Genomic DNA, 18,060 nt, shown 5'->3' with positions numbered 1-18,060 from the left:
CAGATGGTGGGTGGCACCTCGGATGAAATGCTCGGTAGCAAGATCGCCCAGCGTGTGTTTTCAGACCGCAATCTGCCGCATGCCAGCGCCTTGGCGGGCGGGCTGATGCTTGCCGTGCTGGTGCCCATGGTCGTCATCGTGCTGTGGCAGCAGTTTGGCAGAAAGGAGGCGGAATGAATCGCTCCTGGCTGCCTGGATTGATCACGTGTGGCGTGATCCTGTTTTTATTCGCGCCACTGGGCGTTCTGGTGGTGAATTCGTTCAATGCTTCGCGTTTTGGCGGTGAGTGGGAGGGCTTCACCTGGAACTGGTATGAGAAGCTCTGGGCGGCGGGAGATGTCTGGGAATCGCTGTGGATCACGCTCAAGATCGCCGTCTCCGCCTCGCTGGCGGCGATGGTCCTAGGCACACTGGCGGCCTATGCGCTGCATCGGTTCCGCTCCTGGCTGCAAAACGTGCACCACATGCTGATCACGCTGCCGCTGGTGATGCCGGACATTCTCATGGGCATGTCCCTGCTGGCCTTGTTTGTACTCACGGGCGTCGAAACCGGGCTGCTCACCATCTGGATTGCGCATGTCACCTTTTGCCTGAGTTTTGTGACGATGGTCGTGCTGGGCCGGCTGCAGGATTTCGATTTCACCCTCATGGATGCCGCCCGTGATCTGGGTGCAACGCAGGCCAAGGCCGTGAAAAAAGTGCTGGTGCCTCTCCTGCTGCCCGGTGTGCTGGCCGGCGGACTGCTGGCCTTCACGCTTTCGATCGATGATTATGTCATCACTTTCTTTGTCTCCGGCCCCGGCACCACCACGCTGCCTTTGCGCGTCGCGAGCATGATGAAAACCAGCCGCAGCCTTCCCATGATCAACGCACTCAGCACCCTGCTCATTGCCAGCACCTTCCTGGTCGCGGTGTGCAGTTCCCGCCTCCAACGCCGCTTATGACCTCCTTCCTCAGATCCCTGGCCGATTTCCTGGAGCCAACCGGACTCATCTGGCTCATGCTCTCGGCATGGGTGGTGGTCATGATCCGTCGCCGCCGATGGTGGGCATTGATCCTGCCGGGCGCCGCGTGGCTGCTGCTGACGCTTACATCCGCCACCGCCTTGTCACATTCATTGCTGGCTGCCTTGGAATCCCAGTGGGCGCCCGTGGATCCGGCGACCTTGCCCCAATTCGACGCGGTCATCGTCCTTGGTGGCGGCATGGAGCCCTCCAACAACGAGCCGGCAGGCATTCATTTTAAGGGAGGGGCAGACCGATTGTTTACCGGCTTGATGCTTGCGAAGAAGGGCAAAGGCAAACTGCTGGTCGTTGGCGGAGGCAGTTTGAAGACGGCTTCCGGCATTGAGTCTGAGGCGGATGCCGTCAAACTCTGGCTGGAGGAGTGGCAGCTCTCACCGGTGCCGGTGGAAAGTCTGGGCAACTGCCTGGACACACACGATGAGGCCGTCAAAGTGTCTGCTTTGGCGGTCAAACATGGCTGGCAGAAGGTGGCGCTGGTGACCTCCGCCTATCACATGACCCGCGCCAGAGCTGTTTTTGAAGCTGCCGGCACCTCTGTAGTGGCTGTTCCCTGCAACTATAACAGCGAGGCGTTGCGTGAGCACCGAGCGAAATGGCTGAGTGTCCCGAATGCCACCAACCTGTGCCATTTTGAGACCTGGATGCATGAAATGATTGGTTGGTGGGCCTATCGCATCATGGGTTGGGTTTGAAGCGCCTTATTTTGGCCTGCATTCTGCTCAGAACGTAGGAAAGAAGGCTTGCTTTTGAACCATTGTGATGGTCATGTGGAACTCACATGACTAGTGGCCTGGCTTTAGCCGATACCATCACTCTTAGCGGCAGAAACAGGACGGGCACTGAGCTTATCCTGGCCACCAAGCCTTTTACCGTGGACGACCCCGTCAAAAGCTGGTGGTACATCCTTTCTACGACCGCGCTCTGGCTGGCAGTGATCGCCGGCACGCTGTGGATTCCCTACCTTGCGGCGAAGCTGGCGCTCAGCGTGCTTTCAGGGCTGCTGCTGCTGCGTTTGTTCGTGATCTATCATGACCAGCAGCACAACGCCATTCTGCCGAATTCCAAGCTCGCGGAATGGATGATGCGTGGCTTTGGCATTCTCGCCCTCAGTCCCAGCAGCATCTGGCGCAGTTCTCACAATCATCATCACAATCACAACTCCAAGATCAAGGGGTCGCACATCGGGTCCTTCCCGATCATGACGAAGGAGCACTACCTGAAGGCGTCCAAGTCCGCGAGGCTGATCTACCTCTTCATGCGTCATCCGCTGACGATTCTCTTTGGCTACCTCTTTGTGTTTCTGCACGGCATGTGCCTGCGCCCGTTTGTGATGAAGCCACGGCAGCATCTGGACTGCCTGCTGGCCCTGCTGGTGCACGGAGGAATCGCTGCTGCATTGATTTACTTCTTTGGCTGGCAGATGTGGCTGCTGGTGCAGGTCATCCCGCATTTCATTACGTACGCGATCGGGTCCTACCTCTTTTATGCGCAGCACAATTTCCCGGACGTGGCCTTTTATGACAAGGCGGGCTGGACCTATGAGCGCGCCGCGCTGGATTCTTCCAGCTACATGAAGACGAGCAAGCTTATGGCCTGGTTCTCCGCCAATATCGGCTACCATCACATTCATCATCTGAACGCACGCATTCCTTTCTATCGCCTGCCTGAGGTGCTGAAAGCCATGCCTGAGCTGCAGAAGCCAAAGGTCACCACCCTGAGCCCGCGCGACATCCTGCGCTGTCTGCGGCTCAAGGTCTGGGACACAGAACTGCAGCGGATGGTGCCGCTGCCTTCATCAACGCGGTAACAGCCGCTGGCTCACCGATAACCACATGTTCACCGCATCAAATCTTGCAGAGCTGATCGGTGGTGAAGTGGTGGGAGATGGATCTGTCATTCTCACGGGCATCGCTCCTGCGGATGTCGCATCGGCCGGCGATCTCACGTTTGCGGAAAAACCCAGTTACCTGGCCGCTGCCGAAGCTGGCATGGCCAGCGCCATCCTGGTGCCCCGAGGTTTTGAATCTGCCACTAAAGTGCTGATCCGGGTGAAGGATGCGCGAATTGCCATCGCCAAGGTGCTGCCACTGTTTTTTCCGCCTGAAAGGATTGCTGCGGGCATCCATGCGAGCGCGGTGGTCGATTCCACGGCGCAGATTGATGCGAGTGCCAGCGTCGGTCCGCATTGTGTCGTGGGTGCCGGTGTTAAGCTGGGAAAAAACTCGGTGCTCATGGGCGGCAACCACATCGGCCGTGACAGTCATGTGGGTGAGGATGTCTGTCTGCACCCCAACGTGGTGCTGTATGCCAGGACGCAGATCGGCAATCGCGTGAACATCCATGCGGGCACCACCATCGGCTCGGACGGGTACGGCTATGTTTTTGACCAGGGCCGCCACCGCAAAATGCTGCAGGTGGGGAACGTCGTCATTCATGACGATGTGGAGATTGGCTCCAACACCTCGATTGATCGCGGTGCGCTGGGCTCCACGGTGATCGGGCAGGGAACGAAGATCGACAATCTCGTGCATGTGGCCCACAACGTGGTCATGGGTCGCCATTGCCTCATCATGGGACAGGTGGGCTTTGCCGGGAGCACTCATCTCTCTGACTACGTCGTCATCGCCTCGCAGTCGGGTATTGGTGGGCACCTCAAGCTGGGAGCTCAGTCGACCATCGGTGCCAAATCAGGTGTGATGCGCGACGTTGCAGCGGGTGACACCGTGCTGGGGTATCCTTCGGCATCCGACAAGCAGGCGAAGCGCCAGTGGATTGCCGTTTCTAAGATGCCGGACGCTTTGCGGCGGCTGAAGAGTTTGGAAAAACGGATGAACGGCAGCAAAGAGGCTTAATGACCTTTTTCGCGCTTCACCTCACGGCAACTCACGCCATGATGTGGGCATGACCCGCGAAGACGCCGCCACCATCTTTGAACGCATCGCTCTGCTGCTTGAACTGAAAGGGGAAAACAGCTTTAAAGTACGCGCTTACCGAACCGGCGCGGAGATCGTGGAAAGCTACAGCGGGGACATCATGAAGCTGGCGGCTGAAAACCAGCTCGCGGGCATCAAGGGACTGGGCGAAGCGCTGCGTGACAAGCTGCATGAAATGGCCACGACAGGGAAGCTGGAATTCTACGAGAAGCTCAAGGCTGAATTTCCGGACACGCTCTTTGAGTTGTTCGATGTGCAGGGTCTCGGGCCCAAGAAGGTGGCTGCGCTGCATGCGGAGCTGGGGGTTTCATCCATCGCCGATTTGAAGCGCGCCTGCGAGAGCGGCGAGGCGGCAAAGCTTTCCGGGTTTGGCGGTAAAACGGTGGAGAAGATTCTCGAAAGCATCGCCTTCCGTGAGCAGCATGCGGCGGAGTTTCGTCTGGATCTGGTGCAGCCGCTGGTGCAGGAGATTCTGGAGGCGCTGCGTCAGCACCCGAACGTTTCGCACGCCGAGGTGTGCGGCAGTTTCCGCCGTGGCAAAGAGACGGTGCATGATCTTGATTTCCTCGTGGCCACACGGAAGCCGGAGCTGGTCATCGAGGACTTTGTGCAAATGCCGCTGGTGGTGGATGTCATCGCCAAAGGGCCGACGAAAGCCAGTGTGCATGTCACCCACGGGGTGCAATGCGATCTGCGTGCCGTATCGAGCAAGGAGTTCCCCTTTGCACTGGCTTACTTCACCGGGAGCAAGGAGCACAATGTGGCCATCCGCCAGCGTGCGCTGGCGCGTGGCTGGTCGCTCAATGAGTATGCCTTCACTCCGGTGCCGGATCATGCGGATGCGCCGGTCATTCCACCGATCCATGATGAAGCGGAGCTCTACCGCGCGCTGGATCTCGACTTCATTGATCCCGAACTGCGTGAGAACACGGGCGAGATCGACGCGGCGGAGCACGGTGGTCTACCGCGCCTCGTTTTGCTTGAAAATCTTCGTGGTGTTTTCCACAACCACACCACCGCTAGCGACGGGGGCGCGACTTTGCGCGAGATGGCGGATGCCGCTCATGAGCTCGGCCTGCAGTACCTCGGCATCGCCGATCACAGCAAGTCTTCGTTCCAGGCGAATGGGCTTGATGAAAAACGTCTGCTGGCGCAGATCCAGGAGATCAAGGCGCTGAATGAAGAGATGGCCGAAGAGGGCTTTCGCATCTTTGCCGGCAGCGAGGTGGACATCCTCAAGGACGGGAGTCTCGACTTCAGTGATGAGATCATGAGCCAGCTCGACTACGTCGTCGCGTCTGTGCATAACGTCTTCAATTTACCCGAGGCCGAGATGACCAAGCGGATCATTCGCGCGATTGAGAATCCAAATGTCACCATGCTGGGGCATCTCACCGGCCGGCTGCTGCTGCAGCGCCCTGCTTACAATGTCAACGTGGCTGCGGTGATCGATGCCGCAGCGGAAACCGGCACGATCATTGAGCTCAATGCCAGTGCCTGGCGCCTCGACATGGACTGGCGCTGGTGGAAGCTCGCGAAGGCCAAGGGCGTGAAATGCAGCATCAACCCCGACGCGCATAGCACGCACGGATTGCAGGCGGTGATCTATGGCATCAAAGCCGCCCGCAAAGGCTGGCTGACTCGCAAGGATGTCATTAACTGCCTGCCGCTGGGTGAGGTGGAGGAAGTGCTGCGGGCGAAACGCGGGTGAATTGCATCATGCAAAAAAGGAGGCATTGCCTTTCAGCAATGCCTCCCGCGATTTAACGGCGAACGTTAATGACTTAGAACTTATAGCTGAGGCGCAGGCCGACGTAATGTGCCTCCACGGACTGACGGAAGAACTGCCCCTGATAGTTGAGCAGCATACCGAAGGCCGGGGTGAACTGGAAGTTCAGGCCAGCTCCTGCGACCATGTAATCCTGGCCATAACTCTGACCACCACCGCTTACAACGAAGGGTTGGTTGATGAGGCCAACGGTGGTGCCGTTGTTGTTGTTCAAGTTCTGGCGCTCGTAGCTCAGACGGGCCTGTGCAGTGATGACTGCAAAGTCTGTTTTGACATACTTGCTCACGGACCAGCCAATGCGGGAGATCAGGGACTCCGTGGTACGTTTGTTGTAAGCCAGGGCAGCAAGGCCACCGCTGGACTCACCAAAGCCGTCGATTGAGACATGGGTGTAGTCGAGGCCAATGAACGGGCCGGTCACTAGGCTGTTGTTCTGGAAGCGAAAGTTCCAGCCTGAATTAAACTGCACGGAGTGGGTGTAGGCGTCTGTGTCACCGCGAGCATTGCCGAAGCCGATGGTGTTGCGGTTCGTTTCGAGGTCATAGCTGCCGAAGTTGTAAAGCAGATCAGCCCAAAAGGCCTTCTTCACATAGGAAGTGTAGGCGCTCAGCGCGTACCCATTCATGTCCATGTTGCCGACGCCGTTGGCGAAGGTCTGTTTGGAATCCAGCCAGTTGAGGGCGAAACCAATGGCCACGTTTGGGGTGACATGAAGCTCAGCGCCGACTCCTGGGCTCCAACTGTCAGACTGGACTCCCGCCTGATTGCCGAGAGCACCGAGCTTGGCATTGTTGTAATTCACGGAAGCGAAAACCTCCCATTGGTTGGTGCGAGTACGGCGCTGTGCGACTGGACTCGGGGCCGGGTTCTTACCAGGACCGTCGCCCTGACCTTCAACCACGCCGCCGTTGTATTCGTTGTCCTCGGAGAGATCACCCTGACCCGCGCGGAGGAAGAACAGGCGGCCATTCACATCTGTGAGGACACTCTGAGCACTTGCGAGCACGGCCTGCCCCATGGCGTTGCCCATTTGGAGACCGGTGATGGTGTCGATGACCGTAAAAACACCGGAAGTCTGGTTGAAATTACCCACCTGAGTCGCCGTGAGATTCAGAGCGGTGGTGTTGAGATTGCCGGTGAGGCCCAGATTGCCCGTAATGGTGGCACCTGGAAGGAGAGTCACCACCTGCCAGCTGTCTCCACCCGTGAAGCCCGTCAGGGCCGTTGGGTTGCCAATGACCAAGGTGCCGCCAGCAATAGAATTCAGATTGCCGCCCAGGATGAACGTGTCAGAAGAACCCAGAACGAGGGTGTTGTTACCAAGACCAGCCCCAGTGAAGAGATCGACGGCCAAAGTGCTGCCGAGGCCCATGTTGATCGCGCCTAAACCTGAGGTGGAGATCGTGAGCGTGGATGCGACAGGAATTAGCAGAGTGGCATCGCCAACCACAATCGCCCCATTGTTGGTGATTGAAGCATTCAAAGCCTCTGTGATGACTCCAGTGCCGGCAAGCGTAGCGCCCGGGGCAATGGTGTAGTTTCCACCACCGATGTGGGCTCCAAGCACGTTGAGAGTACCCGCGTTGACGGATGTAGTGCCCGCGTAGGTGTTGAGGAGACTCGACGTTGTGAGCGTGCCCGTGCCATTTTTGGCAAGTGAGCCGCCGACACCGCTGTCCGAGATCGCTCCCGAGATGGTCGTATTGTTAGTACCATCGACCACCAGTGCCTGGCTTGCCAGATCGACGAGAGAGGTCACATTCAGGCCACCTCCCACGACAACGCCTGAGTTCCAAGTCTGTCCTGCACCCAGGGTGATGCCCAGACCACCAAAGCTAATCGTTTGCACGCTGGCGGAATTGTTGGTGATACCTCCAGTGAGAGTGATCGCATTTCCAGTGAGATTGAAAGCGCCCGCACCCGGATTGAAGGTGATGCCAGTGCCACCAACCGCAGCAGCGTTGTCATTATTCGGGGTCAAGTTCACGATCCCCGCAAACTGCAGTCCCAGGGCATAATTTGGCGCCGTGTCTAAGTCCCAGTTGACGTTATTTGACCACAAGTTGATCGGCGTGGCGCCACCATCCCAGATTTGGCCGGCTTTTACCCCCTGGCAAAGAGTGCTGAGGGTCAGCAAGGACACGGCAAGCAGGCCTTTGCTGGAGCCCTTGTTTCGCAATTTGTTTTTCTTCGATTTGGGTATGTTCATGATTACCTATTTGTTGTTTGTTTGGTTGCTTGAACGTCTGGATTTATTTCCGCACGTTCAGCGGCCAATTAGGTTGGAGATAGTGATTATGATATGGGGTAAAACCCTACCATGTCTTACGCGTAACCATGTTAAGAAATAGGCATAAGTAACGTCCGCTGTCGCAAGCGTGAAAAGCTGGGATGGGGAAACCATCCCGTGTGCAGTTTCAGAAAAGGCTGCTGCGAAGCGAACCCCCGAAACTGCGAACGAAGAGCCGGGCCACCCAAACATTCACATAGAACAGTCCGGGCCTGGGGGCAGTTCCTGACCTTTTGACTTCTTGACGGCGAGGCTTTGACCGACGCTTTCCGCTCAAAAAGTGGCAGAAGGGATCAAGATGATCCCACTCCGGCCTGCGTCATTTGGCAGAATCCAGAAAATCACACACCGCTGCGGCCATCACGGCCACGCCGGTTTTGAGGCTCTCCTCATCGCAGTCGTACATGGGCGTGTGGCCGCCGTAGGTCATGCCTTTCTCCTCGTTGCCGACGCCGAGGCGGAAGTAGAATCCGGGCACGACCTGCGCGAAGTAGCTGAAGTCTTCACCGCCCATGCCGGGGATGAGTTCAATGACGTTCTGCTCACCGACGATTCGTTTGAAGGCTGGCAGCGTGGCATCTATGAGCTTGCGGTCGTTGAGGATGCTTGGGTAGGTTTTGCGGTACTCCATCTCATAGGTGGCGCCGTGGGCTGAAGTGATGCCTTTGAGGATGCGCTCCATCTGCTCGATGATGCCGTCACGAAATGCGGCATCGTAGGTGCGCACGGTGCCGCCGAGTTCGACTTTCTCCGCGACGATGTTTTCACGGTCGCCACCGCTGATGGTGCCGATGCTGATGACGAGCGGCTGGCGGGTGTTGGTCTGGCGGCTTTTGATCATTTGCAGCGCCATGATGGCCTCTGCGGCCACGGCGATGGCATCCACGCCTTTGTGCGGCGCGGAACCGTGCGCCATCTTGCCATGGATGGTGATGTGGAAGCGGTCGCTGTTCGCATTGTCGATCCCGGGTGTATAGCCGATTTGTCCGGCCTTCAGATAATGCACGGCATCATCCATGATACCCGCCGGCTGCACCAAGGCCGTGGTGTGCAGGCCGAAAACCGCCGCAGGCTTTGGGTTTTCCATCGCGCCTTCAGCCACCATGAGCTTTGCGCCCCAGTCGCCTTTGAAGGTGGCGGGCATGGCTTCTTCAGCGGGCTGAAACAGAAACTTCACGCTGCCTTTGACGAGGTCGCGATGCTTCGCCAGCAGTTCAGCCACGCCCAGCGCGCACGTCACGTGCACATCATGACCGCAGGCATGCATGACGCCGGGATTTTGCGAGCGGTAGGGCACACTGCGCAGTTCCTTGATGGGCAGCGCATCCATGTCCGCACGTACGGCCACGCATGGGCCATCCTGCCCGCCTTTCAGCAGCGCCACGATGCCATGTTTCGCCACGCCCGTTTTGATGTCGGTGAAGCCGAGTTCCTTCAGGCGATCCGCCACCAGCTTTGAGGTGCGTGCCTCCTCGTTCGACAATTCCGGGTGCATGTGGATGTCCCGCCGGATTTCCACGAGTTTCGGAAACATCTCCGCGATGCTCTTTTGGAAGATGGCGTCGCGGGTGTCAGCGGCGAAGGAGGACGCGCTGAGGAGGAGAGGAAGGATGAAGTGCTTCATGGGGGAATGAATGCTTACCTCTGCGCCACTCCTGCTGTGATTTCCTTGGCGTTGGTGCGCAGGATTTCGATGCCATTGAGAATGGGCGCACTGGTGGGAGATGTGGGAATCAGCTCCAGCACGAGGTTGGCGGTCACCTGAATGTTTTCAAACTGCTCCACGATGGCTCCCTTGCGGGTGGCGGGGTCAAAGGCTTTGAGCACGATCTTGTCGCCGAGCTTTACGTCGAAGACACGCTGTCCGGGCTGATCGTCTGGCAGCGGTGCAAACATGAGCTTCACGGTGTAGGTCGCGGGCGGCTGGCCTTTGGCGAGAAGCGGAATGTCGAGCTTCGTCAGTTCGCGCAGACCGCTGGCGAAGATCCAGGGGGTGTCGTGGCCGGCGATGGGATTGCTTTCGGAGTTGAAGGCATAAGCGCCGCCTGTTTTGCTGCTGTATTGCGGTTTGAAATCCAGCGGCAGATCGATGCCTGCACGGCTGCTGGGGCGTGGGTAGCCGAGCCAGAGCTTGCCGTGTGCATCGCGGCGATCTCCCGGTGCTCCCAGATTCAGTGCCATGTGCTGCACAGGCAGGGAGGGGCCATCGGCGCTGTAGACGCCCCAGTTCATGCGGTCTTCGCGTGGTTCAAACACCACGGTGCTGGCGATGGAGAATAGGCAGACGCAGCCCGCGCTGGCCTCGGGGATCATGACGAGACCGTTGGCGGGGATGGTGTTGATCCAGCAGCCGAGACGATGGCCGGCAAAATGCTCGGTGCCGCTGTCACTGTCGCGATCATAGAACGCGGTGAACTTGGAGCGGAAGAACATCATGTTGGGTGTCGCTGAAATCGCGCCGCAGTGGTGGCCGGGGCGGGCAAACATCCATGCGGACTCTTCGCCGGTTATGGGATGCTTGCGCGTTTTCTGCGCTCCCGTGTAAAGATCGTAGCTCCACGGTTCGGCGATGATTTCGTTGTCGATCACTACCGGGCGGTGGCGGTAGTTCGCGTCCTTGGCCCAGACTTTGTCGCCTTTGTTTGAATCCAGCACGACAAGGCGACGGCGTTTGAATTCACCGCTCAAGAACTGCTCCCAGTAGTGGCCGTTGGCGTTGGCACCACCGAGTACGAGGTGGCCGTTGTGATACATGAGGGTCAGGGCACCGCCGCCGATGCCGATTTCACTGCAATCCGTCACATCGACGGGTTTGGCCCATTGCTGGACGCCGGTGGTGGCATCGAGAGCCACCGCCATGCGCAGGTCGTTGTTTTTCACGCGGTCCTCGGCCAGTTCGCGCTCTTTGCCGGTGAGTTTGGCAAGGGCGGTCTTGTCCTCTGCCAGCATGAGGGCGCGCTGCTCGGGGGTGAGAGAGGCGTCGATGAAGAACAGGCGACCATCACCGATGGCGATGCTGACGTGGGAGATGTGCTTGCCCTGATGAGTCCATTTGAGCGTGCCGGTTTTCACATCGAAGGCAAAGATGCGATCGGTCGAAATCGAGCCGCTCTTGCCACGGCGTGCCACTTCCGCCGCCTTTTCGACGCGCTCGGTTTCGGTGCCATAGAGCAGGCCATCCTGATAGGCGATGTAGCCCCACTGCAGATCTTTTTTGGTGCCTGCGCCGGGGATTTTCAGGGTGCGAACGATCTTGCCCGTGGCCGCATCAAACTGGATGCACTCGTCCTCCATGAGCATGAAGAGGTAGTCGTCGCTTGCGGCCATGTTGCCGGGTTCACGGGCATTGTAGACGCCGATGCGCATGGCACCCGGGTTCTTGGTCTCCCAGAGGAGCCGGCCGTTGTAGGCGTCGTAGGCCATCACGCTGTCTTCTCCCTGCACAAACAGGCGGCCGTTCACCGAGAGCGGCCCCACGGCACCGTCGTGACGATTGACCACTTTGCCGGGGCCCGGATCGCCATACCAGAGCACGCTCAGACCGCCTTTGATGCGGTGGTCGTCGGTGCTCGAAGTGTTCGCTGCATTGCCATACTGGTGAGACCAGGAACTCGCGCCAGGCAGGGAAGAACGCGTGAGCACGCTCCAGCCTTCGTTGCTCGCAACGGTAGCTTTCTCATCCGTCAGTTTTGTCGCGGCGAGCCAGGTTGCGGTTTGGGGTGTCGCCTTGAAGCAGAACTTGCCGCCAATGGGCTTCAAGTGCCGTGCGACATCTGCAGGTACACCCAGCGGCTCTGAGCTGTCGCTCACGATCAAATTCGCACAGTAGCTTGAATACGGCATCACCGCGAGATCGAGGTGATCCACCGTGATGCGTGTGCCGTAGAGGCCGGTGGCGAGGAGTTCCCGACGCGCGGTGGCGACTTTTTTCTCATCGGCATCGACACCGAAAATGACGAGTTCGCTGCGTTTGGCGAGTTCATAGGCGAGCTTTCCTTGATCGTTGCCTAGCACGATGCAGAAGCCTTTGGTGATGCCGGTTTGCTTCAAGATGGCTTCTGCTGCTTCCGCATGCGCTTTGTCCGAAGGGAAATCGTTTGGCTTCTTCTCAGCGATCATGTCTGCTGCTTTGGCACCAAAGACATACACGCGGCCCGTGGTGGTGCTGACGACGAGATGACCGTCTGACACGGCCAGACCACGCGCCTCGCCATCCACGGCTGCTTTCCATGCCTGCTTGCCGGTTTCGGCGTCAATGGCGATGACTTCGCCCTTGCCGCCTGCGATGACGGTTTTGCCCGCGATGATCAGTGCGGACTGGTGTGGTGTATCGAGAGACCATTTGACGCCGGCATCCGTGGAGGCTGCAAGGTCGGCCTTGTGCTTCGCGATCTCGTCCTGCTTCGCCTTGTAGGCGATGCGGAGGGGTTCGTATTTTTCGGCGATGGCGGCGAGATCCGCCTGGGCGGTTGCAAAGGCCTTGGGATCGTCCTTCACCTTGCGCGCAGTGGCTTCGGCTGCCTGGAACTTTTTCGCAGCGGCGACTGCGGGGTGTTTTTTCAAATCGGCGCTGAGCTTGGAGATGGCGACTTCATGGCCGTGGCGGATGCGTGTGCCTTCAGCGTGCTTGGTGCGGTCCACAGCGATGATTTTGGTGCCATTCGCCATGTAGCCCATGTCGCCGGCCAGGGTCATCTGCGTGCCTGCAAACCAGGCATAGCCGGATTTCTGCTTCTCCTGATCCAAGGCGAGGATGTGATGCTCGCCCACGGCGTAGATTTGATCGTCGGCCAGGAATGCCTGCGTGCCGCCGATGGGACCGCCAGCATCGCCACGCCAGCCGGGTTCGGGTTTGGCGATGAGTTCGCCTGTTTTGCGATCAATCGACACCGCGAGCGATCTGCCGGACGGGACAAAAAGAATGTCCTTCGTCGCCAGCAGGTAGCCCTGGGGAGAGAGGTCGTTGCGGCCTGCGTCCTTCTCGCTGATCGCATCGTTTTTCCAGATGATCTTCCCGGTGGCCGCCTCAACGGCGTAGATGAAGACCTTCTCATGCGGAAAGACGCCGGCACCGAAATAAGCGATGCCGTCATCGACCAGTAACCCCGTGCGCACCGGCCAGCGTGAGATCATGCGGCCACGGGCGAGGATGCGTTCGTCGTGCGGTCCGGCGCGGAGCTTCCACACGAGGATGCCGGTCTTGGCATCGAGGCAGTAGGCGTAGCCGTCGTCGGAACCCACATAGACTTTTCCAGCAGCGATGGCTGGTGCCAGACGCACGGGGCCATTGGTGCAGAACGACCACAGGTCCTTGCCAGTCGCGAGATCGCGGCAGATTACGCGACCATCCACGGATGAGCCAAAAAAGATCTTTCCCGCGCTGATGGCGACCTGAAACACCTCGTCAAAGCGGATGCGGTTCAGTGTCACGTGACTTTCAAAGACTCTGCCATCCTCACCGGCCCAGGCCATCTGCGGTGCGGAGGCGGATTCAAAGGTCCATGCGGACTGCAGCGGGAGCCTGATGTCCTCCGTGGTTGCGCCGACGCGTGAGGCATCGTGCAGGTAGGTCGGCCAGTCGGCGCTGGCGGTGGAAAGGGCTAGGAGGAACAGGAGCGGGCGCATGATCGAATTAAAACGCGCACGGGATGCGAATTCATCCAAAGTCCCGCGTATTGTGCGATGCCCATGCTGCGTCGTCTTGTCCTCATCCTCTTTTTATGCGCGACCACTGCGTTTGCGTGTTCCGTCCCGGTGTTTCGTTATGCACTGGAGCATTGGGCTGCAGATCCCTATCGGGTCAGTGTGCCGCATGGAGTGAAGCTGGAGGGCAACTTCAAAATCACGGTCGGCGCTGCGCAGCGCATTGAACTGCGGCAGCCACTCACGATGCGGAATGATGAGGTGATCTGGTCGGCCGATTCTACCGAGGCGAATGCCAAACTGCTGGTCGATTCACCGGCACGACAGCAGATCGCGGAGAGGCTCGCGAATGGAGAAAGCGCCGTGTGGGTGCTGCTGGAGTGCGGCGACAAGACGAAAGATGCGGCGGCTGAAAAATTTCTCGACGAACGCCTCGAATACCTGAGCAGCGTGATGGAGCTGCCGAAGCTGGACCAGCAGGACGTCAAAAACGGGCTGGTCTCGATTCCGGGTGATGGACTGCGGCTCGCCTTTTCGACGTTGAGGCTGAAACGTGATGATGCTGTCGAGAGCGCCTTTATTGCGATGCTGCTGGCGAGCGAGCCGGACCTGCGCAGCCTCCATGAGCCGATCGCGTTTCCGATTTTTGGCCAGGGCCGGGTGCTGTATGCGCTGGTTGGCAAAGGCATCAAGGTGGAAACGGTGGATCGTGCGGCGCAGTTTCTCATTGGCTCCTGCTCCTGCCAGGTGAAGGAGCAAAATCCCGGCGTGGATCTCGTGATGGCGGTGGACTGGAAGCAGATGGTGAAGGCGCAGGCGCAGCCCGGGCAACAACTGCCGGAGTTAAGCCAGATCGCCGATCTGCTGCCGCAGACGGTGAAGATTGAGGGGCAACCGTCTGCACCCCCGGCTGAGCCTGACCGCTCGCGGTTGTATTGGGGCATGGGGCTTGGGCTGTTCGCGCTGATCCTTGTGCTCGGGTGGCTCAAGGGTTCGTCGCGTTGAGATCGAGGCCCAGCTTTTTGAGCTCCCACTCCTGCGCAGGCCAGTCGATCTCTGCCGGCGTGCCCACGGGTTTTTCGTTGGCGAAGATGCCTGCGGAGAGCGCGCGGATGCGGCGGTGAGTGGCGTGCTTGTCCACCAGCGGCATGCCCTGTGGTTTGGGTGAGGGGTTTTGTGCGGCCTTCTCCTCTTCCTGCCACACGGTGGCGAGTTGGTGAAGTGCGACAATGCGGTACCAGTGCCAAGGCTGCTCGCAGACCACGTTGTCACGGCACCAGCGCCAGTTGGCAAAGCGTTCGAGCTCGGCGGGGCGCACGAGGAAGCAGCGCACGCATTTGCGCCGCACCACCTGGCGGTCTTCGCAGGTCATGGCGAAGAGCCATGTTTCACGAGGAAACGGTGTGATGGCCAGATGCCCGGCGATGTGGTTGAAGGCATCGTTGAGCAATTCAAAGCCCAGCACGCCTTCCGTGCGCAGCACCGGCTTGCGGAGGGTGGTGATGTCGGCCAGTTCGCGCACGATTTTCCGCGCGGCAGGATTGTCGTAGAGATCGTTCACCGTGGTGCTCGGCATCAGATTGCGAAAGAGGAGGACGTATTTGTCCGAGCCTGGAACGGGTGCGAGAAAGTGGGCCTGAAACAGCACGTCGTCCGAATCTCCACGGCGCAGGCGGTCGAGAGATTTCAAATGGCGGCGGAAGAGCAGGAACCAGCTGGCACCAAACCCGAGCAGGAAACCGATGAACTTGCCCGTGATCTCCGGCAGCACGCGGTTCCATTCCAGATGGCGCAGCCAGTCAGCCACCTGCTGTGCATTCAAACTGCCGGCCCATTGGACGAATTGTTCGTAGAGATTCATGTAGATGACGTGGGGGAGCGGAGAGGGCGGAGGCTAGAGGTAAAACATTGTTTGGCAAGGCGTGAACATGCATTCAAAACCTGCCAAGACTTGATGATCAGGAGAACGAAATAACAGGCGGCAAACCATGGACATGACGGTGCCCGGAGCTAATCTGATGCCACATGCGAAACGCGATTTCATTCTTCACACTTCTGATGCTGACGGTCTGCCTCAGTACGGCCAGCGCGCAGGACAAACCTTTGGATGCCAAGGCGGCGAAAGCGGTGTTCGACAAAGCCGATCGGGCCCTGAACGCAGCTTGGTCTGCGGCCAAGCAGGCGCTGCCGGAAGAGGAGTTTAACAAGCTCAAGGAAGACCAGCGCGCCTGGGTGGAATACCGCGATTACCTTGCGCGCTCGCCCATGTATACCGGTGCAGATGCTCAGGGAGAGCTGGCGTTGGATTCGCCGGAATATCTGGAGGCCGCCGCGGGTCTCGAAGACATGCGCACGGAGTGGCTCAAAGGTTTGATTCACGAGTGGAAAGACGAAACACTGACCGGCGAATGGACCGACAGCTACGGCGGCAGCATTGAGGTCGTGGAGCGCGAGGGGCATCTGCATTTCATCATCCAATGCGTGCGTGGCCCCACCTCGCATGTGGGCGGGCTTGCAGGCATTGCGGCATGGAATCCAAGCATCGGCTGGTTCAGCGACAAGGGCCGGGACAAAGAAAAGACCGATGAGACCAATCTCAGCTTCATCCTCCGTGACAAGAAGCTCGAAATCATTGGTGCGAATACCGGCTACTATCATGGTGCACGCGCTTATTTTGATGGCAGCTATGTCAAAGTGAAAGCACTGGACGCCAAGGCGCAGGCGAAGATTGTCAAAGCCGCGAAATCAGGCGACCTGCCGGAAGAATAAACTCAAACCACGAACTCATCATGCACGCCGCCGGCCCCAAAAATCCGCTCCATGGCATCACCCTTCAAATGATCGTCACGCAGCTCGTCGAACACTACGGCTGGGAGATGCTCGGCCGGATGATCCCGATCAACTGTTTCAACTGGCAGCCCAGCATCAAGTCCAGCCTCGTCTTCCTCCGCCGCACACCGTGGGCGCGTGAGAAGGTTGAAGCTCTTTATATCGATTCACTGCCGGATATGCAGCCGCAAACAGAAGGAGATGCCCCGCCAGCCTCCCAAGGTGATGCCGCTCCTCCAGACCTCCAAGCCGCAGCGGACTCCTGCCCCCCCGAGGAAGCCCCACATTGAATCACAGCCGCTCCACCTGCTTCAAGTGCTCTGGCGGCGGATGGCTGGCATCCACGTCATGGATTTCCACCACGCGGCCGTCGTCCATGTTGGCGATGCGGTTGGCGTGGTGAAAGATGCGGTTGTCGTGTGTCACGATCAGCACCGCGCGATCTTTGCCGCGCGCCACGTGTTCGAAGAGTTCCATGACTACGTGGCCGTTCTTTGCGTCCAGTGCGGCGGTGGGTTCGTCGCAGATGATGAGCTGGGGCTCATGCACCAGCGCACGGGCGATGGCCACGCGCTGCTGCTGCCCGCCGGAAAGCTGTGAGGGGCGGTTTTTGCAGCGGTCTCCCAGACCCACCTGATCCAAGACTTCCTTCGCCCGCTTTTCCGCCTTGGATGCTCCCACACCTTGAATCAGCAGCGGCACGCTCACGTTTTCCGCGCAGGTCAGCGTCGGGATAAGATTGAAGGACTGGAAAATGAAACCGATGTGCCGCGAGCGAAAACGCGTGATCGCCGCCGTGGACATCTTGCGCAGATCATGGCCAAACACGGTCAGCTCCCCTGCATCCGCCTTCAGGGTGCCGGCGATGATGCTGATGAGCGTTGTCTTGCCGCAGCCCGACGGCCCCACCAGCATGGTGATGTCTCCACGGCGCACTTCCAGATCAATCTCCTTCAGCACCTGCAGCCGGGAGCCTCCATCGCCAAAGCTTTTGGAAATGCCCTTCACATGTGCTGCGAGCTGGGTGGTTTCAGGGGAGGTCATTACGTGGGGATTCTACGCAGTCTTGATGCCTGCGGTTGCCTTTCAGTTCAAGTCAGGAGTGCATCCAAGGCCAATGATGAGCTGAAGGGCTTGAAACTTTCGCTGCTTTCCAGTTGTTTACTGCGCTCCCATACCACCTATGAAGTATCGCACCCTGATCTCTCTCCTCGCCCTCGCCGCTTGCTCCGCTGGAGCCCAGGCTGCGCCGCCCAAGGCCCCAAAGCTTGTTGTCGCGATTCTGGTGGATCAGCTGCGCTACGACTACCTGGACCGCTTTCACCATCAGTTTGTCGAAGGTGGGTTCCGCGAGCTCACGGACAAGGGTGCCTTCATGACCTTCGCCCAGTACAATTATTATCCTACCGTCACCGCACCGGGACATGCGAGTTTCTTCAGCGGCAGCTCGCCGATGATGCACGGGGTCATCGGCAATGACTGGTTTGACAAGCGCAGCGGCGCAATGATGTACTGCGTGGAGGATTCCAGCGTGACGGGTGTGGGCACTCA

The 18,060-nt window shown here is 58.9% G+C and carries 14 protein-coding genes; 9 read left to right on the top strand and 5 right to left on the bottom strand.

Going from position 1 to position 18,060, the window contains the following annotated elements:
* The first annotated feature begins 173 nt into the window (after positions 1–173).
* The 5 genes from ACIREA_RS09360 (at position 174) to polX (ending at position 5,669) form a co-directional block, all read left to right on the top strand.
* Complete coding sequence (locus ACIREA_RS09360; RefSeq protein ID WP_397382000.1) at positions 174–944, top strand: ABC transporter permease; 771 nt, start codon at positions 174–176, stop codon at positions 942–944.
* Positions 941–1,717 carry a YdcF family protein gene (locus ACIREA_RS09355; RefSeq protein WP_397381999.1) on the top strand — a complete coding sequence of 259 codons (777 nt, stop codon included), beginning with the start codon at positions 941–943 and terminating at the stop codon, positions 1,715–1,717. The genes ACIREA_RS09360 and ACIREA_RS09355 overlap by 4 nt, the downstream gene beginning before the upstream one ends.
* Positions 1,718–1,803: 86 nt before the next feature.
* Positions 1,804–2,832 carry a fatty acid desaturase family protein gene (locus tag ACIREA_RS09350; protein WP_397381998.1) on the top strand — a complete coding sequence of 343 codons (1,029 nt, stop codon included), beginning with the start codon at positions 1,804–1,806 and terminating at the stop codon, positions 2,830–2,832.
* A gap of 25 nt (positions 2,833–2,857) precedes the next feature.
* Positions 2,858–3,877: a UDP-3-O-(3-hydroxymyristoyl)glucosamine N-acyltransferase gene (gene lpxD / locus ACIREA_RS09345; RefSeq protein WP_397381997.1), complete on the top strand. Its 1,020-nt coding sequence runs from the start codon at positions 2,858–2,860 to the stop codon at positions 3,875–3,877.
* 49 nt (positions 3,878–3,926) lie between these two features.
* On the top strand, positions 3,927–5,669 hold the full coding sequence (gene polX, locus ACIREA_RS09340; protein ID WP_397381996.1) for a DNA polymerase/3'-5' exonuclease PolX: 1,743 nt from the start codon (positions 3,927–3,929) through the stop codon (positions 5,667–5,669).
* A gap of 73 nt (positions 5,670–5,742) precedes the next feature.
* On the opposite strand, the gene ACIREA_RS09335 is transcribed toward polX, so the two are convergent.
* From ACIREA_RS09335 to ACIREA_RS09325, 3 genes are all read right to left on the bottom strand, one after another.
* Entirely contained in the window at positions 5,743–7,956 is a 2,214-nt protein-coding gene (locus ACIREA_RS09335; RefSeq protein ID WP_397381995.1) for an autotransporter domain-containing protein, read from the bottom strand.
* Positions 7,957–8,356: 400 nt separating this feature from the next.
* Entirely contained in the window at positions 8,357–9,661 is a 1,305-nt protein-coding gene (locus ACIREA_RS09330; RefSeq protein WP_397381994.1) for a M20 family metallopeptidase, read from the bottom strand.
* Positions 9,662–9,675: 14 nt separating this feature from the next.
* Complete coding sequence (locus ACIREA_RS09325) at positions 9,676–13,662, bottom strand: PQQ-binding-like beta-propeller repeat protein (protein WP_397381993.1); 3,987 nt, start codon at positions 13,660–13,662, stop codon at positions 9,676–9,678.
* A 63-nt stretch (positions 13,663–13,725) separates the two neighbouring features.
* Between ACIREA_RS09325 and ACIREA_RS09320 the strand changes: the two genes are divergently transcribed.
* Positions 13,726–14,685, top strand: coding sequence for a hypothetical protein (locus ACIREA_RS09320; RefSeq protein ID WP_397381992.1), 960 nt, complete (start codon positions 13,726–13,728; stop codon positions 14,683–14,685).
* Here the strand turns inward: ACIREA_RS09320 and ACIREA_RS09315 are convergent.
* The gene (locus ACIREA_RS09315; RefSeq protein ID WP_397381991.1) at positions 14,666–15,541 is read right to left on the bottom strand and encodes a hypothetical protein; all 876 of its coding nucleotides are present in this window, start codon (positions 15,539–15,541) and stop codon (positions 14,666–14,668) included. The two genes, ACIREA_RS09320 and ACIREA_RS09315, sit on opposite strands and share 20 nt — an antisense overlap.
* A gap of 164 nt (positions 15,542–15,705) precedes the next feature.
* On the opposite strand from ACIREA_RS09315, the gene ACIREA_RS09310 reads away from it, so the two are divergent.
* Positions 15,706–16,449: a lysozyme inhibitor LprI family protein gene (locus ACIREA_RS09310; RefSeq protein ID WP_397381990.1), complete on the top strand. Its 744-nt coding sequence runs from the start codon at positions 15,706–15,708 to the stop codon at positions 16,447–16,449.
* Positions 16,450–16,469: 20 nt separating this feature from the next.
* On the top strand, positions 16,470–16,799 hold the full coding sequence (locus tag ACIREA_RS09305; protein ID WP_397381989.1) for a VF530 family DNA-binding protein: 330 nt from the start codon (positions 16,470–16,472) through the stop codon (positions 16,797–16,799).
* A 1-nt stretch (position 16,800) separates the two neighbouring features.
* On the opposite strand, the gene ACIREA_RS09300 is transcribed toward ACIREA_RS09305, so the two are convergent.
* A complete protein-coding gene (locus ACIREA_RS09300; protein WP_397381988.1) occupies positions 16,801–17,553 on the bottom strand; it encodes an ABC transporter ATP-binding protein in 753 nt (250 codons plus the stop codon).
* Between the two features lie 139 nt (positions 17,554–17,692).
* On the opposite strand from ACIREA_RS09300, the gene ACIREA_RS09295 reads away from it, so the two are divergent.
* Positions 17,693–18,060, top strand: a 368-nt coding sequence (locus ACIREA_RS09295) for an alkaline phosphatase family protein (RefSeq protein ID WP_397381987.1), incomplete at its 3' end; no start/stop codon positions are given.

It is taken from the genome of Prosthecobacter sp., from assembly GCF_044373815.1.
GTDB lineage: Bacteria > Verrucomicrobiota > Verrucomicrobiia > Verrucomicrobiales > Verrucomicrobiaceae > Prosthecobacter.
This window is presented reverse-complemented; position numbering and strand designations above follow the sequence as displayed.